This is a genomic window from Acinetobacter sp. ANC_7511 (assembly GCF_056779975.1).
In genome coordinates this window covers 207824-234146 of the sequence record NZ_JBWYIY010000002.1, presented here as the reverse complement: position 1 = coordinate 234146, position 26323 = coordinate 207824, and the positions used below count along the sequence as shown (strand labels likewise).

Sequence of the window (26323 nt, the reverse complement as noted above, 5' to 3'; positions counted from 1 at the left end):
AGAAATTTAAATCCTATGCTTGACTCTTGTGGTTAAAAACAGGACATTTTAAATGGTTTATCACATAGACATTTTAATTGGTGAATAACATCCATAGATATTTTAATTCTCTTGAAAATAAATATTTATAAATCAAACATCTCTAAAAGGAGCTGTTTCCAATACTTTTTTTATCTCATTTTCTTTTTTTACTTTCCATTGATCACTGATTAAACCAAAAAGTTCAATTTGTTTTGAAAAAGCGAGTCGACGGGAATCTTGTCCTCTAGTTCTATTCTTAAGTTCAAACTCAAACGAATAGCTAGATATAAAATTATCCATTATCCAATAAAGCAACTCTTCAAAATCCTTAGTTGTTTTTTCAAAAAAAACTTCTCCTCTTTCTTCAGAAATATACCAATATTTATTTTCATGGATTAATACATATGGAGCTCCATCATTCTGAACTGCGGGCCAAACTCTTTTTTTTTCCAGTCCAATTTTTTCACAAATTTGATCAACCTTACGTTGAATTTCTAAAAATGTAAGCATTATTCTTTGATTCTCCAAATGTTCTTAATATCTATTTAACATAAAATCTCTTATGCGAATTCAAAATTATTTATAATTCCCCGAAACCTTTACATAATTCTGCGCTGAATACGGCAGAAATGCTTTTTCTTTATCAGTCAGTGGACGCACTTTTTTCACTGGGCTACCCACATACAAATAACCACTTTCCAAAACTTTATTTGGCGGAACAAGCGAACCTGCACCAATCATCACATCATCTTCAACAACGACGTCATCTAAAATGATCGTACCAATCCCGACTAAAACACGATTACCAATGGTACAACCGTGTAATTTCACATGATGACCCACGGTGACGTCCTCACCAATAATGAGCGGTGAGCCTTCAGGTTTATCCGCTTTCTTATGACTAACATGCAACATGGAATGATCTTGGATATTGGAATTTTTACCAATCCGAATAAAATTAACATCACCACGGATCACAGCATAAGGCCAAACCGAAACATTCTCAGCCAAGACAACATCACCAATCACTAACGCAGTTGGATCAATATAATTTGTTGTATCAAATTTTGGGTAAGTCTCTAAGTATTTGCGGATATTTTCAGTCATAAAAAATTGCCTGTTTTTACTCATTATAAACAAAAAAGCACCCAAAAGAATTTGAGTGCCTTTATATCTTTAGTCAAGCTGCGACTTAAAACAAATTACTAAAGAACTGTTTGATATGATCGATCATACGCGAGAAGAAACCAGCTTCTTCAACAGCTTGCAAAGCAACAAGCGGCTTCTCAGCAATAACTTTGCCGTCAAGTGTCGCTGTTAATTTACCTACAACTTGCCCTTGTTGAAGAGGGGCATTTAAGTTCGGTTGAACCGCGATTTGAGTTTGAATGGCATTTGCTTGACCTTTTGGCATAGTCACGTTGAAGTTTTCAGCAAGACCCACACTCACTTGATTAGATTGACCAAACCAAACTTTAGAAGTGGTCAACTCTTTGTGAGCGGGTTGAACACTGACAGTTTCAAAGTTTGCATAACCCCAAGATAACAAATCACGTGTTTGCGTTGCACGTGCTTGCATTGATGGAGCACCAAAAATCACTGAAATTAAACGCATCGGGCCACGTTTAGCTGAAGTCGTTAAACAATAACCAGCTTCAGAAGTATGACCTGTTTTAAGACCATCTACACTCGGATCTGTATATAGCAACGCGTTACGGTTACCTTGCTTGATCCCGTTAAAAGTAAACTCTTTTTCAGAGTAGATTGGATAATACTTTGAACTGTCATGAATGATGTGCTTCGCAAGAGTAGCCATATCTTTCGCAGTAGAATAATGACCTTCAGCAGGCATACCTGTTGAGTTCATAAAGTTCGTGTTGGTCATGCCAATACGCTTAGCTTCTTGGTTCATGCTGTGTACAAATGTACCTTCATTACCAGAAATATGCTCAGCCATCGCCTTAGATGCGTCATTACCAGATTGAATGATAATCCCGCGTAACATTTCCAATACGGTTGCTGTGCCGTTGAGAGGTACATACATACAAGATTCTGTACTACTACCACGACACCAAGCAGACTCGTTCATACGAACTTTTTCATCTTCCGTGAGTTCACCGTTCAACAACTTTTGTTCAATAATGAAACTGGTCATCATTTTGGTCATTGAAGCAGGCGCAAGTTTTTCATTTTCATTTTTACTTGCGAGAATTTGACCTGTTTCATAATCCATCAAAACGTAAGACTTGTTATTGAGTTCTGGTGGTGAAGATAAAACAGTTGCTGCATAAGTAAATGAAGGTAATAGTAATAATGCAGCAATGGCGCTTTTTCGGGTCATTCTATGTAGTTCCAATCTTGTATGAACGCAAAAATCAGCTTTGCATTCTAGGACAAAGCAAAGCCGACTTCTAGCAGTGGAGTCGGCTTATTTCAATCGAATTGTAACTATTTCGTGCTCTATTTAACTGAAGACTGATATTTTTTTATATCCTCGCACACTTGTTGATTTGCTTTATCTCCAGCGTTTTTCGCATCTTGTCTCGCTTGAGCTAATGCTTGCTGATAATCCTGTTGTTTAATTAGATTGTTCAGCGTGGTTTGAGGTGAATTTTCGTTAGGTAAATAGTCTTTTAATAGCTTTTGATAGCCTGCTTTAAACGCCGCATCTTCTTCCACTAAACTTGGGCATGATTCTGAAAAGACATAGATTGCAGCGAGTTCATCTTTAGTCACTTTTTGTTGAGTAACTTCGATATTTTCTTTTAAGTCTTGAGCATTGGCGAAAGTGAAACTTGAAAATAACATTGAGCTGCTGATAAATGCGGTTGAAATCAATTGTAAAAAACGGTTTTGCATAAATGACTCAAAAATTAGTAAGTTAGTTATAAGAATAGAATAATCTTTTTTCGTGTTTAAAAAATAGAGAAAGTGTATTAATGCTGTTGGAACTCAGAAAGTAAAGAAGAAAAGTTCAGGTATGAACAGGGGGATGACTACATGCCGAGTTTTCAAGATTAAAGGGTAAGCAGATTTTCAAGATTAAAGGCGTTTAAAACCTCAACATCTATGCGTGTACTCATTGTTGTGTTGGGGGATTTTGATTAGGCTATCGAACAGATGGGATTACATGAATTGAGTGAATTGTTTTGAATATTTTGATTGCCAACGATGACGGTGTGTTCGCACCAGGAATACAAGCATTAGCACAAGCATTAAAACCTTTGGGTCGAGTAGTCGTGGTTGCTCCAGAAAGTGAGCGGAGTGGTTTTTCAAGTGCATTAACGCTTGATCGTCCATTGCGACCCGTGCAAATTTCAGAGGATGTATGGGCAATTAATGGCACGCCAGCGGACTGTGTTTATCTGTCCATGAATGGTCTATTTGATTTTGAATTTGATCTAGTTGTAAGCGGGATCAACAGTGGAGCGAATTTAGGTGATGATGTGTTGTATTCAGGTACAGTTGGGGCCGCGTTTGAAGGCCGACTCATGAAACAACCTGCAATCGCAGTTTCATTGGCTGGTCCAAATGTTCGTTCGTATCAAGATGCTCAAGATTATGCACAAGCTGCAAATTGGGTATATGAGTTTATTAAAAATGGTTTGCCTGAGTTACCACCGCGTCATATTTTCAATATTAATATTCCGGATACGGCTGAAATAAAAGGGACATTAGTGACTTATCAAGGAAGAAGAAAACAAACGAAACCGATTACCACACAAGTTGACCCGAGAGGCCGTCAAGTTGTTTGGATTGGTTTGGCTGGAGAGGCCGTAACAGATCCCGAAAAAAGCCAACTGGGTTATCAGTCAGACTTTTATGCCATTGCAAATGGATATGTCAGTGTGACACCGATCCAAATGGATGCTACCAACTATCAGGTGTTGGCTTCACTTGAATCTCAGTTAGAGCTTTAATTGAATGACCACATGTAGGATGTGTTATAACTTTGTGAAAAATATATTTGAAACGGTGAATTTAGCATTAATTTTGCTACTCTTAAGCCGAATTCAGTCTTTTTAATCTTTTGTCAGAGAGGGAAATCATGCTTTTGGCCAGACCCAAAACAGTTTTGAAGTTGTCTAAACCATCTATTCACTCAGCATTGATCGCGGTTGCTGTCGCTTCTTTTCTTGGTTTGTCGGGCTGTGCATCGAAACCCCAAATCCACAATTCTGCTCGTTATGCGGTTGCTCCTGACTTCTATACAGTTCGTTCTGGCGACACTTTAAGTAAAATTGCGGCACGTTATGGATTGAGCTATTTGAGCATTGCGGAGATGAATGATATTGCACCGCCTTATCGCATCTATGTAAATCAATCTTTAAGATTAAAACCCTCTGGCAATCGACAAGTGACACGTTCGACCACGCGTCCTTTGACAGCGACTGAAACTCAGATTCAACGTCAAACCATTCAGTTACCAACAAAACCAGCTGTGGTTACGCCACCACCACAAACCACACCAGTACCAGCGGTAACTGCTGCAGTACCGACGACTTCGACTAAAGCAACTTCATTACGCTGGGTGAAACCATCGAATGGTCCAGTCATCGAAAACTTCAATGTGGCAAGTAATGTCAAGGGATTACGTTTTGGTGGCAATGTTGGTGATCCAATTTTTGCAGCAGCTGATGGTCAAGTGGTTTACGCTGCTGATGGTTTAAAAGAATATGGTAATTTGGTGCTCATTAAACATATTGATGGTTATATCACTGCGTATGCGCACAATAACCGGATGTTAGTGAAGAGTGGGCAAAACGTAAGTGCAGGGCAACAAATTGCAGAAATGGGCTCGAGTGGTGCAACCCGTACGATGCTTGAGTTTCAAGTTCGTTTAGATGGTAAGCCAATCAATCCAGCAAATATTTTGCCAATCAACTGAAGATATTTAGTGCAATTTAACAATTTCTTCGTATAATACAATGAGTTGCTTTTGTTAATTTTTGTTAATTAGAGAAGCATCTCATAATTTCAGAGGGAAATTTATGTTAGATCAACTTCGCTCGATGGGCGTATTTGCATGTGTTGTTGAAAAAAGCTCTTTCAGTGGTGCTGCTCGAGATTTAGGCATTACGACGAGTGCGGTTAGTCAGCAAATTCGTTCACTAGAACAAGAAATGGAAGTAACACTTCTGCACCGTTCCACAAGAAAACTAAGTTTAACGGAAGCAGGGCAGGCCTTTTTTCATAGCTGTCAAGAAATGCTCGCTGCAGCAGAGCGCGGTAAAATTCGAATTAATGAGTTACGAGACGATTTAGTTGGTGATTTACGTATTGCAACAACGCCAGAACTCGGTGCAACCCATGTAGTTCCTGCGTTGTCGCATTGGATTTCGGCACATCGTGGTTTAACCGTTCACTTTGAAGTTGAAAATCAATTTGTCGATTTGATTCAAGAAAGAATCGATATTGCAGTGAGAATGTGTTCTCGCGTGGATGAGTCTAATCACTTATCTTGTCTGCCGCTTGCACGTGTGGATCAAATCTTGGTGGCTTCACCAAGTTATTTGAATCAAAATGCAGTTATTTCAAGACCTGAAGATTTAGCACAGCATGATTTGATTCCAGTAAATATTGTAAAAAATCAGCAAATGATGACATTTGAACACAGTACATCGCGTGAATTGGTAAATGTGTCCATGGAAAATCGTTTACAGACAAACAATGTTTATGTCGCTAAATCACTGTGCCAAAATGGTCACGGCATTGCGCGATTATTATATCTGGATGTGCAAAAAGAATTAATGAATGGCACATTGGTTGAAGTTTTACCTGAATGGAAGTTACCTGCATACACTTTGAATGCAATGACATTAAAACGTGAACAACAACCAATGAAAATTCATCGCTGCCTAGATGCTTTAAAACAATATTTCAGCCAGTTGCCTGGTGGTCGAGTATTCCAAGAAGCATCTTAAGTGTTCTTCTTAATAAAAAAGCCGCAATATGCGGCTTTTTTATTGATCTTGGCTTAAGCCAAGAAGTTTTTAATCGCTGGAACTAAGCGTTTTAATAAATCATCAGCTTGTTCTTGATTCATATTCAACGCTGGCAACAAACGAACGACATTACCTGCGGTGACATTAATAATTAGATTGTGCTCTATGCGTGCAATATCCACCAACTCTGCGCATGGTTTTGGTAATTCAATACCAATCATCATACCAAAGCCGCGAACAATAACGTTTTGATCTGCAAGTTGTGTACGGAATTGATCGGCTAAGTATTGGCCAATTGTTGCTGCATTTTCAACAATATTTTCTTTTTGCATCAAATCGATAATCGTGTAGACAATGCGCGAACCTAATGCAGTACCACTATAAGTTGATCCGTGGTTACCTGCAGTAAGAATACCTACACCTTTACCTTGAGTCATCACTGCACCAATTGGGAAACCATTACCCAAGCCTTTAGCTGTCGTCATGACATCAGGAATAATATTGGTATGTTGATACGCGAAATATTTTCCTGTACGACCGTTACCTGTTTGAACTTCATCTAGCATCATCAACCAATTATGTTGATTACAGATTTGACGAATTTCTTCAAGATAACTAAAACCTTGAGGGGCAGTATTTACACCACCTTCACCTTGGATCGGTTCAACGAGAATCGCGACGATATCTGGATGGTTGATTGCTGCTTCTTCAATTGCCTCAATGTCGCCAAAAGGTACTCGGATAAAACCTTCAACGAGCGGGCCAAAACCCTCTTGTACTTTTTTATTGCCTGTCGCAGAAAGTGTTGCCATTGTACGACCATGGAAAGAATGATCAGCTACAATGATTTTCGGAAGAGCAATACCTTGCATATGACCATATTTACGCGCAATTTTAATTGCACCTTCATTTGATTCAGCACCACTATTCGAGAAGAAAATCTCTTCCATACCAGATACTTCAGCTAACTTTTGCGCAGCTGCAGTCTGCCAAGGTACTTCATAAATATTACTGGTGTGAATAAGCGTCGCCGCTTGTTCTGCAATTGCTTCTGCCAAAACTGGATGTGCATGACCTAGACCACATACTGCAATGCCAGTCAGCGCATCTAAATATTCTGTACCTTCAGCTGTATAAAGATACGAACCTCGGCCACGCACAAAGCTGATCGGTTGACGGCTGAATACAGGCATCAAATGAGATGGTTGATCAGTTTGAACTGGAGCGAGGGTGATATTGTTCATGTCTAACTCGTATTTGTTAGGTGGAAAATAAAAGTTTATCTAAGCAAAATCTGCTTAAGATTAAAAGCCTAATTGCAAATTAAACTGGAAAAATTTAGCAATCCATACTCTTTACGGCGGTTTTAGGTATAATGCAGGCAGAATAGTTGAGGATTTAATCAATGACTGAACAAGTGCGTGATACAGAAGCGTTAATTCGTGATCAAATTGCAAAACATGCAGTTCTTCTTTATATGAAAGGCACACCACAGTTCCCACAATGTGGTTTCTCTGCACGTGCAGTTGAAGCATTGAGCCAAATTGGTCGCCCATTTGCTTATGTAAATATTCTTGAAAACCAAGACATTCGTGCGACTTTGCCACAAATTGCAAACTGGCCAACATTCCCACAATTATGGATCAATGGTGAGTTGATCGGTGGTAGTGATATTATGCTAGAAATGTTCCAAACAGGCGAATTAAAAACGCTCGTGGAGCAATATAGCCCAGCGCCTGAAGCTTAATTTAAGGGCAATAAAAAAAGCACCGATGGGTGCTTTTTTTATTTTGAAAACTTCAAATTAGTTTGAAGTCTCATCAGCGAGTTGAGAAGGTTGTTCTTCAGCATTGATCGCTTTATCTTTTTTAGCTTTGTCTTTTTTCTTCTTTTTTTTCTTTTTCTTTGGCTCTTCTTCAATTTCAGCGCCATCTTCAATGGCTTGCCAATATTCTAGCTGCTCCATGACAGCAGCGTAAATTGATCCTTTGGTATAGCGACCTTTTTTATTTAATTCTCCGACAGGACGCGCCATGAGAATCTCAAGTGCTTGATCAATTGTGTTGATGGCATGAATATGGAATTGACCGGCCTCGACAGCATCAATCACATCTTGACGTAACATTAGATGCTGCATGTTTTGACGTGGAATAATGACACCTTGTTTGCCTGTTAAACCTTGAAGTTTACATGCATCAAAGAAACCTTCGATTTTGGCATTGACGCCACCAATCGGTTGTACTTGACCCAGTTGATTCATTGAACCTGTAATCGCCCATGACTGATCAATCGGCAGTTGGCTGATCGCAGAAATTAAAGCGGAGAGTTCTGCAACGGTTGCACTATCACCATCGACTTGACCATAACTTTGTTCAAAAGCCAAAGCGGCAGAGAAGTGCAAGGTTTGTTCACGTCCGAAATGTGCCTTTAAGAAAGACGACATTAATAGTACACCTTTAGCATGAAGTGAACCGCCTAACTCCACGCTACGTTCGATATCTAAAATATCGCCGCCACCCTGATACACTGAAGCAGTCAAGCGTGATGGTAGGCCAAATTCGACATCGGCGTAGTGAATCACGGACAAAGCATTTATCTGACCGAGTCGATGACCACGCGTTTCGATAAGCTGTGTACCACGAGATAAATCTTGCCAGTACAACTCTCGTAAATAACCTAGACGATATTGGCGGTGTTTGAGCGCAGTGCCGATATGTTCTGCTGTCACCATAGTTGCATTAGATTTGGATGCATGGTGATGAGATTCATGAATCAGATCACCTAAAGTTAAGGCATGTAGTGACAACGAACTCTGATCCTCTGCTTGACGACTTGAGTCGGTCAGTAAAGCAGCCAAGGCAGAACGATCAAATGGAAGTAGTTTAGAGGATTGAACATAGTCTGCAATCAAATGCATATAAGCTTGTTCATTTTCGTCATTACGTTGTAATGTGTCAGTAAAATCAGCTCTGATTTTAAAGATACTTCCTAACTCAGGCTCCACCTCCAGAATCTCATAATAGATTTCTGGTTCAGCCATTAAAATGACTTTCAATTGTAATGGAATCGATGCTGGCTCAATTGAAATGCTGCCCGTCAGCGTTAGCATGTGCTCTAGAGATGAGAGTTTAATTTGACCAGACTTAATCGCTCGTTTGAGTCCTTGCCATGCATAAGGTTGTTCTAAAAGCTGCTCAGCCTCAAGCATTAAAAAACCACCATTGGCACGATGCAGTGCACCAGGTCGTATTAAAGTGAAATCAGTGCTGATAGTGCCATTTTGCGTTAATTGTTCAACATGGCCAAGTAAGTTGTAATGTGTGGGGAAATCTTCAAAGATGACTGGTGCCCCAGAATTTGGCTTGTTGCTAATGACTAAATTTGCTTGATAACGCGCAGGGACACGGTTAAATAATGCAGGTGAAAAATCACTTTCTTCCTGTTCTAGTACGGTTTCCACATTGTCGATAATATCTTGAGCATATAATTTTAAGTATTGTTCAAGATGTTTGATATCTGGAAATTTATTTAAAATATGTTCCATGCGAGGAATAATGACTTGTTTTGCAATGTCACGATTCAACTCAGACACCATATCACGTGCTTCATCTTCAAGATCACCAATTTGTAAACCTAAACGCTCAAGCTTTTTATCCATATAACGGATATTGGACGCAATTTCAGAACGTTCTTTGCTACTCAGTGCATTGATGTCATCTTGAGACATCTCTTGAATTTTATTGTCTTTAATATGAACAGGAATAAAGCAGTGTTCTTCATTACGACTGATCAACTTTAAATCAAGCTCTTCACCTTCTTTGGTGAGCTCAATCAAAGCTTGTTGTTGTTCATGACCTGTCGTTAAACGAATTTTTTCTATCCGATTGTGATACGTTTCAGCACTAAAACGACGTTCGAGCTGTTTGAAAATGGTTTGCCATGTTTGATGTAGCGTACTTTGAAACTTTGCGCCTTGTCCTGCAGGAAAGTTAAGCGCAATTGGGTTGCGTGCATTTTTGAAGTTGTATACATAAACCCAATCATCCGGTGTAGGCATATCTTTGGCATGTTGTTGGAGTAAGCGCTTGATCATGGTGCGTTTACCCAACCCTGCCGTACCCACAGCAAAGATGTTATAACCTGAGTATGGAAGGGCAATGCCTGCTTCTACAGATGCTTTAGCACGATCTTGTCCTAAAAAATTATTAAGAGGCTTGATACGTTTTGTAGACGCAGGAATATTGTCATAATTTGGAATATGCGTCAGTTGTTCTGGTTTGAGTGCTGTTGCATTCAAGGTGTTTTGCGTGGCTTCAAGTTCAAATACGGATAGGAGCTTGTGTTGCGAGTTTTGTTCTAAGTTTGTGGATGTCGTGGTTAAAGCTACTGCGGTGGAACTAATTTGATCGTGTCTCTGGGTCACAGGTGAAATCCAAAACTATAATTTACATTTGATAGTTTAAGGTATACAGGTTTAGCCAAAAATATCAAGTTGAGATAGATCAAATTGATGAAATACTCGGTGAAGTTTGCGTAAATTATATTGAAACCAAGCGCATTACAGAGTTGAATAGCGAGAGTACTTTTCACTGAAAATAACAACGCAATGACATCACAATCTTCGTCACCAGAATCAGCTGGATGGACTTCGGCATTTAAAGCCTTTCTTGATCGACGCGCGATCATTATGCTTTTTTTGGGTTTCTCATCAGGTATCCCAATTTTTCTGATTTTTTCAACTCTATCTTTCTGGTTGAGTGAAGCCGGTATTCAGCGTAGTACCATTACCATGTTTTCATGGGCAGCCTTAGCTTATGCCTTCAAGTTCATTTGGGCACCTTTGATTGACCGATTACCATTGCCTTATTTAACAAGGAAATTGGGTAAACGACGAGGGTGGTTGTTGGTTTCACAGATTTTGGTCGCAATTGCTATTTGTTCAATGGCATTTACTGATCCGAGTATTCATGGAGGAAGTGTAGGGCCATTTTCAAGTTTAACGTTCATGGCGATATCCGCAATCTTTCTCGGATTCTCATCAGCGACACAAGATATTATTGTGGATGCTTATCGTATTGAGTTGACACAAGATACGAGTGTTCAGACGGTTATGGCTTCGACTTATAACGCAGGTTATCGAATTGCGACCATCGTAACTCAGCTCGGTGCATTACTCTTCGCTGCATCACTTGGTACAGCCATGGGTAACTATATTTATGAGGCGTGGCAGTCCACCTATTTGCTCATGGCTGGATTGATGATGATCGGGATTATGACGACTTTAGTGATTCATGAACCGGTAGTAAATCAAGAACCTCATCAATATCAAGCAAAGGATTATTTTCAGTTATTTATCGTCTTTGTGATTTCAACAGTAGTCTTCGTTTGTGGGTTTCTCCAATTTGGTGCTTGGATTTCACAGTTAAATATTGATGGTAATTTTTTGTCATTTATCGGGCAAGTTTTACGTTTCTTCGCGAGTGTGGCGTTGGCTGTGTTGGTCGTTTTTGGATTAACCCGAGCAAAACTCATTGATGAAAAAATAGTCGTCGAGACATGGCTATCACCGATTTTAGATTTCTTCAAACGTTATGGTTTGAAAGTTGCGTTAGCTATTTTATTACTCATTGGTTTTTATCGAATTTCAGATATTGTCGCTGGGGTGGTCGCCAATCTTTTTTATCTTGATTTGAATTTTGATAAAGAAGAAATCGCTTGGTTTAACAAGTTTTTCGCCATTTTTTTTGTAATTTTAGGTGGCTTCCTTGGAGGCTTATTAGCTCAGCGTTATAACATTATGAAAATGATGTTGGTGGGCGCTATTGTTGCCAGCACGACCAATCTCATCTTTGTGGGGCTCGTAAAATCTGGACCAACGATTAATCAAGTCTTGGTACAAATGGGAAGTCAACAGCATCAAGTGACTCCTGATGAAGTAGGGAACTGGTCTTTAAAGCTCCCTGCATCTAATTTTGCTGAACATCATAGTATTCAAGTGTTATCCACCCCTGATGGTTATGATAAAGCCCTGAGTGTTGAAATCCCGCTTCAACGCTATTCGAGTCAAGATGATTCTCAGATTTTCATCCAAGCCATTGGAGGGGACGATATTCTCTACCAAGATGAGTTAAGCAAGGATGTCATTATTCGCGGTCAACTCTCGAACTTAAAAGCTGACAGCACACTACAAATACTGAATATTCATATTTCAAATCAGCAAGTGATACCTGCGAAGTTGGATCAAAATAATTGGAGCGTGGTCGTCCCGGGAGACAGTCTAAAAGACCACACTAAATTTACGGTGCAAGCGGTTGTGCAGCATGCAGGTCAGGCGCATGAATTAACCCAAGAGCATATTTATAAAACAGTTTCAACGATCCAGCCGAAATCACGTATGACTTTATCTGATCTTCCAGCTGTTCAAGTTGATAGTGATCAAATAGTCGAACTCAAAGGTAAAGTGGTTGTCCCTTATAGCAAGGTGTGGCTGGTGATGGGCATTGTATTTGACAATCTCGCATCAGGACTTGCTGGTGCAGTATTTATTGCATTCCTATCGAGTTTGACTAGCGTTTCATTTACAGCAATGCAATATGCAATTTTTAGTTCATTGATGTTATTGCTTCCAAAGATGATTGGTGGCTATTCAGGTACAATAGTGACAAACTTCGGTTATTCATCATTCTTCTTTATGACTTTTTTAATGGGTTTACCTATTTTGTTACTTGTTATTTGGGTGGCGAAATTGTTAAATCAGTTGAAAAGTACATCTTTCAATCAATAGGTAAATTTTATGCGAATGTTACATACCATGTTACGTGTAGGCAATTTAGAGCGTTCATTGACGTTCTATACTGAAGTACTCGGTATGACTTTGCTTCGTAAACGCGATTATGAAGAAGGTCGATTCACTTTAGCCTTTGTAGGTTATGGTGATGAAGAAAACAATACTGTTCTTGAGCTAACGCATAACTGGGATACAGACAGCTATGAGCTGGGTAATGCGTATGGTCATATTGCGATCGCAGTGGATGATGCGTATAAAGCGTGTGAAGAAATCAAAGCACGTGGTGGTAACGTTGTCCGTGAAGCTGGACCAATGAAAGGCGGCGTAACCGTAATCGCTTTTGTGGAAGATCCAGATGGTTACAAGATTGAACTTATTCAACAAGACAGTAATGCGAGAAATAATTAAGTTTCACTCGCTGATTGGTGAGTAAAATTTTAAAGATAAGCCCAATCGATGAGTATTGGGCTTATTTTCAAATTAGAGAATAAAAAGAGGGATATGGGGTGCTAAAGCTCTTAGCGTTAGATCGTTTCACGATATTGCTGTTTGTTATGGTGATTTTAGCGTCACTGATGCCAATTTCAGGTGTTGCTGCTCACTATTTTTCTTATTTCACCACGATTGCAATTGCAATCCTATTTTTTTTACATGGTGCAAAGTTATCACGTGAGGCGGTGATTCAAGGCATTAAACATTGGCAATTACACAGTTTGGTCTTTGCACTGACGTTTGCAGTTTTCCCAATTCTAGGGTTAATGGCTAAACCTGTATTGCTACCGCTACTTGGACAAGAACTGTATTGGGGCTTCTTGTTTATGTGCTTCTTACCCTCAACAGTTCAGTCTTCTATTGCATTTACTTCAGTAGCAGGTGGTAATGTCGCAAGTGCTGTATGTAGTGCTTCATTCTCTAATATTATTGGTATGTTTATCACACCTATATTAGTCACCTTATTTATTTTAGGTCAGTCTAATCATGGGTTTGATCCAACCAGTGCGATCGTCAAAATTATTCTGCTGTTATTGGTTCCATTTATTTTGGGACAATTATTGCGTCCTATCGTCTTTCCACTGATTCAAAAAGCCCCGAGTATTGTCAAAACTTTTGATCAAGGCTCAATTCTTTTGGTGGTGTATGGCGCATTCAGTAGTGCAGTCGTAGCAGGTCTATGGAATGAAGTCAGTGGGGTGACCTTAATGTGGTTAATTATTGCATGCTCTGTGCTTCTGACCTTGATTATGCTTTTAGCCTATCACGCCCCAAAGTGGTTTGGATTTAATCGTGCCGATCAAATCGCCGTATTTTTTTGTGGTTCTAAGAAAACACTCGCAAGTGGAGTGCCTATGGCGCAAATTCTTTTCATTGGACAACCTATGGGGATGATCATATTACCAATTATGATTTTCCATCAGATCCAATTAATGGTGTGCGGAATTATTGCGAATCATTGGTCCAAGCAAATTGAAAAGTCTTAAAGGAATAATTCGCTATCTGAAATAAAGTGGCGTATAATATCGTCCACTTGTTGTGCTTAGCTCTGACGGAAGCCGTCTCGGTGGGCCAAAAGAATGGTCTGTTATGGTGTTGATCTGCTGTATTTCAGCCTTTCCTCTGCATCTGTTGTAATGGATGAAGAGAGTGATCAATTGCGATGACAGCTAAAGCCTTCTTAACTCTATGGAGAATCGACCATGCGCGCCGATATTCACCCAAAATACGAAAAATTAGTTGCTACTTGCTCTTGCGGTAACGTAATCGAAACTCGTTCAGCTGTTGGTAAAGAAACACTTTACCTAGACGTATGCTCAGCTTGCCACCCATTCTACACTGGTAAGCAAAAGAACGTTGACACTGGCGGTCGTATCGACAAGTTCAAACAACGTTTTGCTGGTATGTCACGTTCTATCAAACGTTAATACCCAAAATAAAAAACAGGCGTTCAGCCTGTTTTTTTATGTCCAAAATTCGGATTTAACTTTGATCTTGAACATTCATGAGCTGATCCAATTTACGCTGGTAATAATCACCTTGTAAAAATCTCACGTCGACATTCCACGCGTTGGCAAAGCTATTCATATCATTGAGATTTTTGAGTAATAAATTGACTGATCGATGACTATTGAAGTATTCAATCGCTTGTTTAAAACGTTCAATACCTTCTTCAGTATTTAAATCATCTGTGAATTCTTCATGCAGCGTGAAATTATGAATATTGGCAACTTTGAGAATGAGATCGCTACATTTACTTAATCCAAACTCACAAACTGCAATATCTGCACCTTGCGCTCTCAATACCTCAATCGCAGGCAGAATTTCATTTAAATGTTGAGCAATGTATTTTTCTTTAAACTGTAAAATCAGTGGTTGAGGTGCTTTTGCGCCTACAATCATGAGCAGTTTTGAAATTAATTCTGCCAATTGATGATGCTTTAAAAGAACATGGTGTCGTAAATTAATAATCAGTTTAGCTTCAGGATATTGTGTTAAAAAATTGTGCAGTTGCTTTGCTGCTTCAACCAAAATCCATCGGTCAATTTTAATAGACAACTCAGGGTCATCCACCAATTCTTCAATATCATCCAATTGAATCCATTGGTTTTCAAAAATAAACCCACTGCTTACTTCATAGGTATTAAGACTAGTGTCTTCTTTATCATAGATTTGTTGGAACTTTAGCGTAATTTGATCGCGTTCAAGAACTTTACGAAGATGTACTAGGATATCGCCGTGAACTTCGTCTGACTGTACAGGTTCTTCAATTGCTTGAAATACAAATTCTGTTGAATGATCAGGCTCTACTTCAGAAGAAGGTGTATTCAACTGAATAGAGGTCGGCTCATCTGCTTGAGTAACTTCAAAATGAATCTCTTCAATTTCTTCAAGCGTTGTCTCTAAAGCAGCATCATTGCTCAATAAATTGGGTAGGGGTGTGTTATAAGCATTTGCAATGAGCTGTTCAAAATTAACTACATTTAAATCTGACAGTTTGAAGAGACTATAACCAATTTTGACATGCTGTTGATAGGTTTGATCTCCCAGATTGACGAGCCTAGGTTTTTCAAGCGCATGTAGCGCAGAGAGTCTTGATTTTAGAACTTTAATCGTTTCAGCTTGAATGATAGTGGCATACAGGGCTGTTTCAATTTTAAATACAGCGCCATTGGTCTGTTCGAGAATAAAGTCTGAAAGTTTGCCGAAATAGCCTTTAAAAGTATCCCAATCAGAACTCAAGATATAGTCTGGACAACTGGCTAGGCTGAAGATGACTAAAGCATTTTCTTGAGCAGGGTGTTCTTCAAGATGTTGTAAAATTTTTGCCAATGTTGTGTGTGGTGCAATTCTACTGTCTTGGTGAGGTGCAGTCTCAAGTTGAGGACTAAATGGTTGATCATCCTGTTGAAAATGCGTTGAAATCGTAATTTCAATGATTTGATTTTGATCTGTAGGATTACATTCAATTTGGACTGGATTTTGATGTGTTAACTGTGGATTAAGAGAAATCAGTTCAAAAGGTCCATACTCAAATTTACCGAAAGCTAATTTTTTAAATCGTGCTTTAAAAGATTGAATATCCTCAGGTTGTATTAAATCAATGAGCGGGGATCCAATAACGTCATCAAACGTGTTGAAGCCAAATAAATGCGTAAACTCATGGTTGCATTCAACGACAATCCCTTCTTCTATGATTGCAACTGCTTTTTTATGCTCTTCGATCCAATTTTGTTTAATTTGAACATTGTGTTTCAGTTCATCCGTTAATTGCATCTGATTTTTTTGTAAGCGACTAAAAGCCAATGCTCGAATAATTTTAAGTAAACATTGTTCAGGTTGATCAATATTTAAAACATCGTAGATGCCCATCGAAATGAGTTTTACTTCAGACATTTCTAGCGCTTCTGGAGCTAGATAAAGTGTTGGGGTAAAAGCTTTATCAGAATCTGCAAGCAGTCGAAGAAAATGAGTTAAGGTCAGTTCATAGGCACGACCAAACAGAATTAAATCCCAATCTAAATGAAGTTGCTTTTCAAGACTCACTTGATCATCGAGTAGCACTGCTTCTACCTTGTACTCGCGTTTTTCGAGTAAAGAGATAATATGGTTATAACGAATCTGGTTATCATCGACAATGAGTAAGCGCATTCCAGATTGTTTTAATTGTGTTGATAGAAGTAGGTTTTTCACTTCAATGCTTCCCATACATCTTGAAAACGATTTGATTCAAGGTTTTGATGTTGTAAAAATTCATCAATCAGATATTGCTGCTCATCGTTAAATAATTCAAATTCAAATTGAACAAAACTTTGTGTGATGAGCATGGTCTTTATCAATTCTACTTTGATATCTTGATCAGTTAAGCGTAAATAAATAGATTGTTGTTCTTTGAAAAACTGTAAATTTGGCAAAATAAGAGAATGCTCTGGAGCATCAATCTTCAAGGTATGTACAAATAAACATGGATGATAATTAAAAGAACTTCGATCTGTATAAACTTTTGCGGCGCAAGGGTGGATGTCGGGTCCAATCACTTCAAGCCCAAGTTCATAGCTTTTTTTAACAGATTGTTTGATCCAACGAATTACACCACCTTTCCATTTGCTGTTCACTCCCTCATTGATCAGGATAAATTCACCAGTTCTTAAATTTGGAGGTGCTTCTTCTTCTAACCAACGTACGCGATAACCATTTAAACTGATATCTAAAACTTGAGCCGCATGGATTTGACGTGCCTGTTTATCTAGAACCTTGTTTGATTTGTCTGTATAGGCATCTGGGTAGTCATTTAAATATGTAAATGCAAACTCGTCTTCTGATTTTGATTTAGGCGGTGTTAGTCGTAAGGTTTCGCTAAAAGTTTTGGTTTTAGAGAGATAATAATGAGCGGTAAGTAAACTGAAACAGAGTTGTAACTGAGCGGAATGTTCATAACGTTCATGTCTGCGTTCAATGGTCGAGCCTAAAACATTTTGTACATGAAATTTAAGAGGCGCAGTTAAATATGCTTTCTCTTTCTTAGATAAATATTCATTGTCCTTTTGAATGGTTAAGTTGACATGCTCAAGCAACGATTGTGTCGCCACGAAAATGTTAGGTTTAAAACTCTCATGGTGTTTTCGGTTGTAAACTGGCGGATGATCTTTAGTGGTATCAATGACGTAACGAGATAAAGCGGTTTCGCGTGGTAAAACTTGCACTAATTGTGCCCAATCCGCTGTGCATTGATAGAGCGCGTAGATCTCAGAAGGACGAATTTGGTGAGTATTAAATATTTCTAATAATAAGACTTGGGCATAGCACTGTTGAATATTTTTTAAAGCGTGATGAGTGCCTTGCAATAAATTAATATTGACCGTGTGTTCTTGGTTTTTTAATGCCAAATCATACAGATAATGGGTCATTAACCATTGCTTAGACAAGGCAGAACGATAAAGCATCTGTTGTTGTACTAGCAATAAACCCAATTGTTGAAGAGCGTAATAACTGGAAAGGAGTCGTGCAGTTTTCACATTACGCTTTTGAGCAAACTTCAAAATAGAAAACTTTTGTTGTTTTAGCTGCATTTCACTGCGCTGTGCAATATCTATGTAGATATCAGCAAATAATGTTCTCAAGCGAGTGGTTAATTCTATAATATCTTTGTTACGGTCAGATAGAAAAAGACCTTGATTTAAAAAGTTTTTTTCAAGTCTCTCTAAAATATTTTCGATCAAAGGGTGTAGCGCTTGAATAAGATCAAAGCGCAATGTTTCCGAACATTTGAGTTCAGCGATTTCATATAGGGCTTTTAACACCGCTTCAGAGGTGTCACCTAATTGCATAATTGAAAGTTGAGATGCCCAAAAACCCAAGTCCTGAACATTTGCATTTGCAAAACTCAGTTGATCTCGAGTCAAGGCAGTAGGATAGTGAAAAATTTCTGAAATCTGAGCCTGAAGCATGTGAATGAGTCTCTAAAAAGTGGCAACTCCATAAAGCGGTGTTTTATTCTGTTCTCCCGCAATTTCTCTAACCAGCTTTGGAACCAAGTATCCAGGCAACCTTGCCAAAACCTCTTTATAGATTGAATCAATAGATTCACTTGGTAATTCAAAATGCTGAGCACCTTTCACTTTATCCAACACATGTAAATAATAAGGCATCACACGCGCATCAAATAATCGATGACTTAGATCAACCAAAATATCAGGATGATCATTAATACCTTTTAATAACACAGCTTGATTCAACACCAAAATATTTTGTTGTGAAATTTGCATTAATTTCGAAGCGGTAAAGTCATCAATTTCAGTAGCATGGTTTGAGTGTACCACTAGAATAATACGTAGCCTACTGTTTTTTAACAGAGAAATAAGTTCATCATCAAGCCGATTTGGGATAACGATTGGAACTCGAGAATGAATACGCAAAATTTTAAGATGTGGAATTGAACTTAATCTATCGATCCAAACGGCAAGTTTACGATTTGAAAGTGTTAGGGGATCCCCTCCGCTTAAGATCACTTCATTGATTTCTGGATGAGTGAGTAAGTAGTCTTGTATTTTTTTCCAGTCGTCATTTTTAGGTAAATTTTCTTGATATGGAAAATGACGTCTAAAACAATAACGACAATGAACAGCACATGCACCTGTTAAAGTCAGTAAAAAACGTGACTGATATTTATGTAATACACCTGGAATTAAATTGGCAGCCTCCTCATCAAGGGGGTCTGTCACAAAATCAGGATGTTCATTTAACTCCAGATGATGAGGGAGTACTTGAAGTAACAGTGGATCATCAGGATTAGATTTTTGCATCTTCGCGACGAAGGCGCGAGGGACTCTTAATTTAAATTGGGCTGATGCCAAAATTGCACCATGTATTAAATCTTCAGGTTGCAATTCCAAGAGTTCAATGAGCTCATGTGGGTCAGTGATTAAATCGCTGAGTTGATTTTGCCAATGTTGCTCTTGATACAAATAGTGGGTCATACAGTTTAAATTTAGAGGGAGATGAAAGGCTTCATTTTAAATCAAAACCCATTGAAAAACTCAGTTGTGTCCTGATTAAGCCTTCTTTATTGAATGTTGGGATGAAAATACTCAAGCCTAAAGATGATCAAATTAAGTCTACAACAGTAGTTCTGCATGGAACTTAGACAGCTTAAACGTTGTATTTCGGAATTTATCATTGCGGCAGAGTAGGTTGGTCATTTAGAATACGCAACATAAATGCATGTGCATGTGGCATATCATGCACCTGTCAGCCTTGCTAAATGACAGTGTAGCAGCCCATCGCATTAATAGATTAAAGTTAGTAAGTTTGGAGTGAGCCTCTCATGGCCTATTATTCTACGAACGATTTCAAGTCTGGCCTTAAGGTAATGCTTGATGGTAACCCATGCTCAATCATGGAAAACGAATACGTTAAACCAGGTAAAGGCCAAGCGTTCAACCGTGTTAAATTACGTAACCTTAAATCAGGTAAAGTATTAGAAAAAACATTTAAATCTGGTGATTCTTTAGAAGCAGCAGATATCGTAGAAGTAGAAATGGACTACTTATACAACGACGGCGAACTATGGAACTTCATGGATCCTGTGACTTTCGAGCAAATTGCGGCTGACAAAGTTGCAATGGGTGATGCTGCGAAATGGTTGAAAGACGATTCAAACGAAAAATGCACAATCATGTTATGGAATGGTGTTCCTTTAACAGTGAATGCACCTAACTTCGTGGTATTAAAAATTGTTGAAACTGATCCAGGCGTACGTGGTGATACTTCTGGCGGTGGTGGTAAACCAGCGAAACTTGAAACAGGTGCTGTAGTACGTGTTCCATTATTCGTTCAACAAGAAGAAAGCGTTCGTGTTGATACACGTACTGGTGAATACTTAGAACGTGCATAATGGTGTAAATTTATACTATTATCGAAAGGGATGATGACAATCATCCCTTTTTTAATGCCAAGGTCTAAGGTAAAGAAGAATTATTGAGGAGTATAGTCGCAAGGGAAAACAGCAGTAACACGAATAATAAAATTGAGCTGATTGCAAATACGAAATAATGAGGGTTTGATATGGATCAAATACAACCGAAGTCATCCATGACTTCGAAATTGATTTGGATTATTGTGGCCATAATCGGTGCAGTATCCTTTGGAATATTAGCGGTTAGTCGTGGAGAACATGTCAACGCAGTTTGGCTCGTACTCGCTGCAGTCTGTGTCTACAGTATTGCATATCGTTTTTATAGTTTATTTATTGCTAATAAAGTATTCGAGTTAAATGCTCGGCGTTTAACACCTGCGCACCGTCTAGCGGATGGTCTAGATTATGTGCCTACAAATAAAAGTGTTTTGTTTGGTCATCACTTTGCTGCGATTGCAGGTGCTGGTCCGTTAGTTGGGCCTATTCTTGCTGCGCAAATGGGTTATTTACCAGGAACGATTTGGCTGTTAGTCGGTGTTGTACTGGCTGGTGCAGTCCAAGATTTTCTAGTTTTATTTATTTCTACACGCCGTGACGGACGTTCACTGGGTGAAATGGCAAAACAAGAACTGGGTTCATTTGCAGGAATTATTGTGATGCTTGGTGCATTAGGGGTAATGATCATTATCCTTGCTGTGCTTGCACTCGTAGTGGTTAAAGCATTAACCAATAGTCCATGGGGTGTGTTTAGTATTGCTGCTACCATTCCAATTGCATTATTTATGGGCGTATATATGCGATATATCCGTCCAGGAAAGATTGCCGAAGTTTCAATCATTGGCTTTGTACTGATGATGCTCGGTATCATCTACGGTGAAAATATTGCTCAACATCCTTATTGGGGGCAATTATTCACTTTATCGGGTACAGAGTTAACATGGGCATTGATTATCTACGGTTTCATCGCTTCTGTATTACCAGTATGGTTGTTATTGGCTCCACGTGATTATTTATCGACTTTCTTGAAAATTGGCGTGATTGCAGGTTTAGCATTGGGTATCGTATTTGCGATGCCTGAATTAAAAATGCCTGCAATTACCCACTTCGTAGATGGCACGGGACCTGTATTCTCTGGATCACTTTTCCCATTCTTATTTATTACCATTGCCTGTGGTGCAATTTCAGGTTTCCATGCATTGGTTTCATCAGGAACTACACCTAAGCTCGTAAATAATGAACGCGATATCCGGATGATCGGATACGGCGGTATGTTGATGGAATCATTTGTCGCAATCATGGCGATGATCTGTGCAACGATCTTGGATCCAGGTGTTTATTTTGCCATTAACTCACCAGCTGCGGTGATAGGAACGACGGTTGAAAGTGCCGCAGAGGCGGTACGTAATTTAGGATTTGTGGTTACACCTGAAGCTTTAACACTACTTGCTCAAGAGGTTGGTGAAAGCACAATTCTTTCTCGTACTGGTGGTGCACCGACGTTTGCGATTGGTATGGCGCACATCATCACTGAAATTTTTAATAGTCGTGAAATGATGGCATTTTGGTATCACTTTGCGATCTTGTTTGAAGCGCTATTTATTCTAACTGCTGTTGATGCAGGAACACGTGCTTGCCGTTTTATGGTTCAAGATACTGTGGGTATCGTTGTCCCTGCGGTTAAAAACTCTAAGTCGTTTGTGGGCAACTTGATTGGTACTGCCGTTGCAGTCTCAGGCTGGGGGTTCTTTGTATATCAAGGCGTAGTTGATCCACTGGGCGGTATCAATAGTTTGTGGCCATTATTTGGTATTGGTAACCAAATTTTAGCTGCGATGGCACTGATGCTGGGAACTGTCATTTTGTTCAAGATGAAGAAAGAAAAATATGTGTGGGTCACCATTGTTCCAACGATTTTCCTATTCATTACAGCGATGACTGCTGGTTGGCAAAAAATCTTCCATGAAAATCCAAAAATCGGATTCTTGGCACAAGCAGATCGTTTCAATGCGGCTATTGAGCGAAACGAAATTTTAGCGCCTGCGAAATCCATTGCGGAAATGCAAACTGTTGCTTTATCTAATCAGATTAATGCTGCGTTATGTGCATTCTTTATGATTGTTGCTGTGGTGATGTTGTTTGCTGCCATTAAAGTGATTCGTCGTGCTTTAGCAAATCCGCAGCCAACGGCTCAGGAAGCTGAAGCAATTTATACTGATCAAGTCCCTGCAGGAGAGACCAAATGAGTTTGAAAGAACAAATTCGTCAAAAGCTGGCATTGGGTAAAATCATTAAATTCACGATTTTGGCTCAGCCGAAGAAGTTTTTAATGTTGAATGGAATCAAAACAGTTCAACTGATTTGGCAGCGGCTACAACAAAGTTTTCGTTTAATGGTGGGTGTCCCAGATTACCAAAACTATGTAGAGCATATGAAAAAGCATCACCCTGACCTAGAGCCAATGGATGAAAAAACTTTTCATCGCTATTGTGTCGATGCACGCTATCCAAGTGCAGCAGGCGGTATGAAAAAATGTCCATGTTAATTTTCTAATATTAAATAAAAAACGGCACTGAGGTGTCGTTTTTTATTTGTTTTAATTGTATAAAACCTGACAAATTTATTGTTCTGAAACTCGTATACTCTTGATCAATAACAAAGGATAAAAACATGAAAATTGGAATTTATGGTGCAGGATCGATTGGCTGTTATATCGGTGGAAGAATGGTCGCAGCAGGCCATCAGGTGACATTTTACTGTAGGGAAAGAAGCTATCAAAAATTAAGCCAAAATGGATTGGAGCTCAGTGATTTAAACGGCTACCATCATAAGCTCACTCCAGATCAATTAAGACTTACAACAAATCTAGCAGAAGTCTTAGACACGGACTTAGTCATGATTTGTGTAAAATCAGCAGCGACAGAGCAAGTGGCATCTGAAATACGAAGCTGTGACACTCTCAATAAACCGAGTCTCATCAGTTTTCAAAATGGGGTGAGTAATGTTCCACGGTTAAAAAAAATGCTGCCAGAATGGGAGATTATGGAAGGAATGGTTCCATTTAATGTCGCAGAACTCAAACCGTCTCATTTCCATCAAGGTTCTGATGGAACATTAATGATAAAAAAATTTGTAGAAAGTAATCAGCTAAAAATAGTGTTAGATGCGGCGAAACTGCAAGTTGAATTCCGTGATGATATGTTAGAGGTACAGTGGGCTAAAGTCTTATTCAACTTGAACAATTCGATTAACGCTTTATCTGGTCTAACTTTAAGAAATCAACTTACTAATCGAATGTATAGAAAGTGCCTTGCTCAGGCACAGTTAGAGACGCTTCAAATTTTAAAGCAGGCAAATATTAAACCCGCACAATTAACGCCTGTAACAGCGAACATCATTCCTCATATTCTTCGACTTCCTAATTGGTTGTTTAAGTTGATCAGTCGCAAAATGTTAGCCATTGATCCACTAGCTCGTTCATCTATGCAGGATGATCTGAATTTAGGGCGCACGACGGAGGTTGATTGGATTAATGGTGAAGTGGTCAGACTTGCTAATACACTCGGGGGGAATGCACCGATCAACAGCTATTTTATTGAACAGATCAAGCTGGCGGAAAACAATAATTCAAGCCTTCAAATTGGACCTGAAGAGATGCTCACACAGTTGAAGCTTATTCAGCATTAAGTTTGATACTGATTCTTTAATACACTGATTATTAGAAATATTTGAGAAAATAAAAAAAACCTGTATGGTAGAAATATATAGTTTTGGAAATGTAAATGATGATTTGGGGAATGAAGCAGAGTGTTCAATCAAAAGATATTATACAGCCTGAGTTAGAATCTCAGATTCAATCATTTACTCCCAAAATTTCATTATTTCTAGAACAAATCAATCAAATTGTTTTGGATAAAAATACGCAAACTGAATTGGCTTTATGTAGTTTAATTGCAGGTGGTCATATTTTATTTGAAGACTTACCTGGATTGGGTAAGACCACATTGGCCAGTAGTTTGGCATCATTATCAGGTTTATCATTTCAAAGAATCCAATTTACCAATGATATGCTCGCCAGTGATGTAATTGGCGTGAATGTTTTTAATCAAAAAGAGCATCAGTTTGAATTTAAGTACGGACCTGTCTTTACCCAAGTTCTTTTGGCAGATGAAATTAATCGCTGTAGTCCTAAGACACAGAGTGCATTGCTAGAAGCGATGGAAGAGGGCTACGCCACGATTGATGGACAGCGTTATGCTTTACCTCAGCCTTTTTGGGTGATAGCAACTCAGAATCCACTCTTTCAAAGCGGGACTTATGCACTACCAGAGTCTCAGTTAGACAGATTCCTCATGCGGTTATCTCTTGGCTATCCATCTCGCCATGCAGAAAAAATACTTCTTCAACAAGAATCACGTGCCAAATTAATCGCACAGTTGATCCATGTATTTAATGAGACTGAAATACTGAGATTGCAATCTTTGACTCATCAAGTCCATTTAAGTGATGCAATTCAAGACTATTTATTGGATTTGGCTGCGGTAACACGAAAAAGTGCGCATGGTTTATCGACGCGTGGATTATTGGCTTTAAAACGAGCATCACAAGCGAGAGCGATCGTGCATGCCAGAGCCTTTGTCATTCCTGATGATGTAAAAGCTGTATTTTCAGCAGTATGCGCTCATCGATTAAACTTGAGTGAGGATGAGACGGTCTCCCTAATGAATCAGGTTAAATTGATTTGAGGTTATGCAGGTGACCAGTATCTGGAAGCAATGGTTAGAAAAAAGATTTCGGTTTGAGCAGAGTAAAAAAATTGGTCAACGCGATATTTTGATTTTTATTTATCAGCAAGGTTTCTTATATCTTGTGTTGATTTTTATCACATTTATTGCGGGTATTAACTATGCCAATAATTTGATATTAGGTTTCTGCTTTTTAATTAGTGCGATCTTATGCATTAGTTTTTATATCACCTTTAAACAATTGCATGGTCTTGAGATAGACATCAATACTGATGAAGTCGGACAGGTAGGGCACTCGATTTTATTTAAAATCTACTTGAATCAACCTTATTCATATTCACGTTATTTATCGATCTCCATCGATTCTGAGACACAGCATATTCACATTGACCAAAAACAGTCTGAATGTGTTATTCAGATTCAGGTTGATCAACGAGGACAGTATAACTATCCCGATATACACATTGCTTCAGTGTATCCATTTGGTCTTGTTCGAGCTTGGACTTTTATCTTTCATGGGCGACATGCATGGATTGCGCCTCAAGCCAAAATAAATCCGAATACAAGCTTTTCAAATGCATTTGTATTGGATCAGGAAAAAGATGAGTTTAAAGAATTAAGAAGTTTTCAGGTCGGCGACTCATTACAAAGTGTATCTTGGAAGCAGGCTGCTCGTGGACAAGGTTTGTATATTAAAGTTTTTGAAGAGCATCAACAGGATCGATGTGTTGATATTCATTATCATCATATGCCATCAGTCGAGCATGAAGAAAAGCTCAAATATATGATGGGTGTGGTGGAGCAGTGTGAGCAATTACAAATTCCTTTTAAGCTGGTGTTACCTCATGCCGAATTGAATCAAGGATTTGGAGCTGAGCATATCAAGCAGGCTAAAATTCTGCTTGCTCAGGCATAAAGTGTG

23 protein-coding genes are annotated in these 26323 nt (G+C 38.8%); 14 read left to right on the top strand and 9 right to left on the bottom strand.

Annotation, left to right across the window (positions count from 1 at the left end; genetic code table 11):
- Positions 1 to 132: 132 nt before the first annotated feature.
- The 4 genes from AC1M9L_RS02560 to AC1M9L_RS02545 all read right to left on the bottom strand — a co-directional run bounded on the left by AC1M9L_RS02560 (position 133) and on the right by AC1M9L_RS02545 (position 2880).
- On the bottom strand, positions 133 to 531 hold the full coding sequence (locus AC1M9L_RS02560) for an Imm63 family immunity protein (protein ID WP_120402731.1): 399 nt from the start codon (positions 529 to 531) through the stop codon (positions 133 to 135).
- 66 nt (positions 532 to 597) lie between these two features.
- Positions 598 to 1128 carry a gamma carbonic anhydrase family protein gene (locus AC1M9L_RS02555; protein ID WP_035270475.1) on the bottom strand — a complete coding sequence of 177 codons (531 nt, stop codon included), beginning with the start codon at positions 1126 to 1128 and terminating at the stop codon, positions 598 to 600.
- Positions 1129 to 1213: 85 nt separating this feature from the next.
- Positions 1214 to 2362 carry a D-alanyl-D-alanine carboxypeptidase PBP5/6 gene (dacC, locus tag AC1M9L_RS02550; protein WP_035270478.1) on the bottom strand — a complete coding sequence of 383 codons (1149 nt, stop codon included), beginning with the start codon at positions 2360 to 2362 and terminating at the stop codon, positions 1214 to 1216.
- A 119-nt stretch (positions 2363 to 2481) separates the two neighbouring features.
- Positions 2482 to 2880 carry an MCR_0457 family protein gene (locus tag AC1M9L_RS02545; protein WP_092766090.1) on the bottom strand — a complete coding sequence of 133 codons (399 nt, stop codon included), beginning with the start codon at positions 2878 to 2880 and terminating at the stop codon, positions 2482 to 2484.
- 290 nt (positions 2881 to 3170) lie between these two features.
- Here AC1M9L_RS02545 and surE point away from each other — a divergent pair, with 290 nt between their 5' ends.
- The 3 genes from surE to AC1M9L_RS02530 all read left to right on the top strand — a co-directional run bounded on the left by surE (position 3171) and on the right by AC1M9L_RS02530 (position 5945).
- Positions 3171 to 3941, top strand: coding sequence for a 5'/3'-nucleotidase SurE (gene surE, locus AC1M9L_RS02540; protein WP_035270482.1), 771 nt, complete (start codon positions 3171 to 3173; stop codon positions 3939 to 3941).
- 128 nt (positions 3942 to 4069) lie between these two features.
- Complete coding sequence (locus tag AC1M9L_RS02535; protein ID WP_179998373.1) at positions 4070 to 4909, top strand: peptidoglycan DD-metalloendopeptidase family protein; 840 nt, start codon at positions 4070 to 4072, stop codon at positions 4907 to 4909.
- Positions 4910 to 5012: 103 nt separating this feature from the next.
- Positions 5013 to 5945: a LysR family transcriptional regulator gene (locus tag AC1M9L_RS02530; RefSeq protein ID WP_481591247.1), complete on the top strand. Its 933-nt coding sequence runs from the start codon at positions 5013 to 5015 to the stop codon at positions 5943 to 5945.
- A gap of 53 nt (positions 5946 to 5998) precedes the next feature.
- On the opposite strand, the gene AC1M9L_RS02525 is transcribed toward AC1M9L_RS02530, so the two are convergent.
- On the bottom strand, positions 5999 to 7210 hold the full coding sequence (locus AC1M9L_RS02525; RefSeq protein ID WP_481591246.1) for an acetylornithine/succinylornithine family transaminase: 1212 nt from the start codon (positions 7208 to 7210) through the stop codon (positions 5999 to 6001).
- 161 nt (positions 7211 to 7371) lie between these two features.
- Between AC1M9L_RS02525 and grxD the strand changes: the two genes are divergently transcribed.
- A complete protein-coding gene (gene grxD, locus AC1M9L_RS02520; protein WP_092766094.1) occupies positions 7372 to 7713 on the top strand; it encodes a Grx4 family monothiol glutaredoxin in 342 nt (113 codons plus the stop codon).
- 57 nt (positions 7714 to 7770) lie between these two features.
- Here the strand turns inward: grxD and AC1M9L_RS02515 are convergent, their stop codons facing one another.
- A complete protein-coding gene (locus AC1M9L_RS02515; protein ID WP_481591245.1) occupies positions 7771 to 10389 on the bottom strand; it encodes a Lon protease family protein in 2619 nt (872 codons plus the stop codon).
- Positions 10390 to 10572: 183 nt separating this feature from the next.
- On the opposite strand from AC1M9L_RS02515, the gene AC1M9L_RS02510 reads away from it, so the two are divergent.
- The 4 genes from AC1M9L_RS02510 to rpmE all read left to right on the top strand — a co-directional run bounded on the left by AC1M9L_RS02510 (position 10573) and on the right by rpmE (position 14672).
- Positions 10573 to 12750 (top strand): AmpG family muropeptide MFS transporter, encoded by a 2178-nt coding sequence (locus AC1M9L_RS02510; RefSeq protein WP_481591244.1) that lies wholly within the window; start codon positions 10573 to 10575, stop codon positions 12748 to 12750.
- Between the two features lie 9 nt (positions 12751 to 12759).
- Entirely contained in the window at positions 12760 to 13161 is a 402-nt protein-coding gene (gloA, locus tag AC1M9L_RS02505; protein ID WP_180027566.1) for a lactoylglutathione lyase, read from the top strand.
- Positions 13162 to 13259: 98 nt separating this feature from the next.
- Positions 13260 to 14231 carry a bile acid:sodium symporter family protein gene (locus tag AC1M9L_RS02500; RefSeq protein WP_180027567.1) on the top strand — a complete coding sequence of 324 codons (972 nt, stop codon included), beginning with the start codon at positions 13260 to 13262 and terminating at the stop codon, positions 14229 to 14231.
- A gap of 216 nt (positions 14232 to 14447) precedes the next feature.
- Complete coding sequence (gene rpmE, locus AC1M9L_RS02495) at positions 14448 to 14672, top strand: 50S ribosomal protein L31 (protein ID WP_004971624.1); 225 nt, start codon at positions 14448 to 14450, stop codon at positions 14670 to 14672.
- Positions 14673 to 14727: 55 nt separating this feature from the next.
- Here rpmE and AC1M9L_RS02490 read toward each other — a convergent pair whose 3' ends face one another.
- The 3 genes from AC1M9L_RS02490 to epmB are packed head-to-tail and all read right to left on the bottom strand — an operon-like array spanning position 14728 to position 19721.
- A complete protein-coding gene (locus AC1M9L_RS02490; protein WP_481591243.1) occupies positions 14728 to 16938 on the bottom strand; it encodes an EAL domain-containing protein in 2211 nt (736 codons plus the stop codon).
- Positions 16935 to 18692, bottom strand: coding sequence for a GTPase (locus AC1M9L_RS02485; protein WP_481591242.1), 1758 nt, complete (start codon positions 18690 to 18692; stop codon positions 16935 to 16937). Before AC1M9L_RS02485 ends, AC1M9L_RS02490 begins: the two co-directional genes overlap by 4 nt.
- Before the next feature lie 12 nt (positions 18693 to 18704).
- Positions 18705 to 19721 (bottom strand): EF-P beta-lysylation protein EpmB, encoded by a 1017-nt coding sequence (gene epmB, locus AC1M9L_RS02480; RefSeq protein ID WP_481591241.1) that lies wholly within the window; start codon positions 19719 to 19721, stop codon positions 18705 to 18707.
- Positions 19722 to 20068: 347 nt separating this feature from the next.
- On the opposite strand from epmB, the gene efp reads away from it, so the two are divergent.
- From efp to AC1M9L_RS02450, 6 genes are all read left to right on the top strand, one after another.
- On the top strand, positions 20069 to 20638 hold the full coding sequence (gene efp, locus AC1M9L_RS02475) for an elongation factor P (protein WP_035265851.1): 570 nt from the start codon (positions 20069 to 20071) through the stop codon (positions 20636 to 20638).
- Between the two features lie 170 nt (positions 20639 to 20808).
- Positions 20809 to 22902: a carbon starvation CstA family protein gene (locus AC1M9L_RS02470; RefSeq protein ID WP_481588443.1), complete on the top strand. Its 2094-nt coding sequence runs from the start codon at positions 20809 to 20811 to the stop codon at positions 22900 to 22902.
- Positions 22899 to 23201, top strand: coding sequence for a YbdD/YjiX family protein (locus tag AC1M9L_RS02465; RefSeq protein WP_481588442.1), 303 nt, complete (start codon positions 22899 to 22901; stop codon positions 23199 to 23201). The genes AC1M9L_RS02470 and AC1M9L_RS02465 overlap by 4 nt, the downstream gene beginning before the upstream one ends.
- Before the next feature lie 125 nt (positions 23202 to 23326).
- Positions 23327 to 24343: a 2-dehydropantoate 2-reductase gene (locus tag AC1M9L_RS02460; protein WP_481591240.1), complete on the top strand. Its 1017-nt coding sequence runs from the start codon at positions 23327 to 23329 to the stop codon at positions 24341 to 24343.
- Positions 24344 to 24441: 98 nt separating this feature from the next.
- Positions 24442 to 25401 carry an AAA family ATPase gene (locus AC1M9L_RS02455; protein WP_035265922.1) on the top strand — a complete coding sequence of 320 codons (960 nt, stop codon included), beginning with the start codon at positions 24442 to 24444 and terminating at the stop codon, positions 25399 to 25401.
- 10 nt (positions 25402 to 25411) lie between these two features.
- The gene (locus tag AC1M9L_RS02450) at positions 25412 to 26317 is read left to right on the top strand and encodes a DUF58 domain-containing protein (protein ID WP_481591239.1); all 906 of its coding nucleotides are present in this window, start codon (positions 25412 to 25414) and stop codon (positions 26315 to 26317) included.
- Positions 26318 to 26323: the final 6 nt, after the last annotated feature.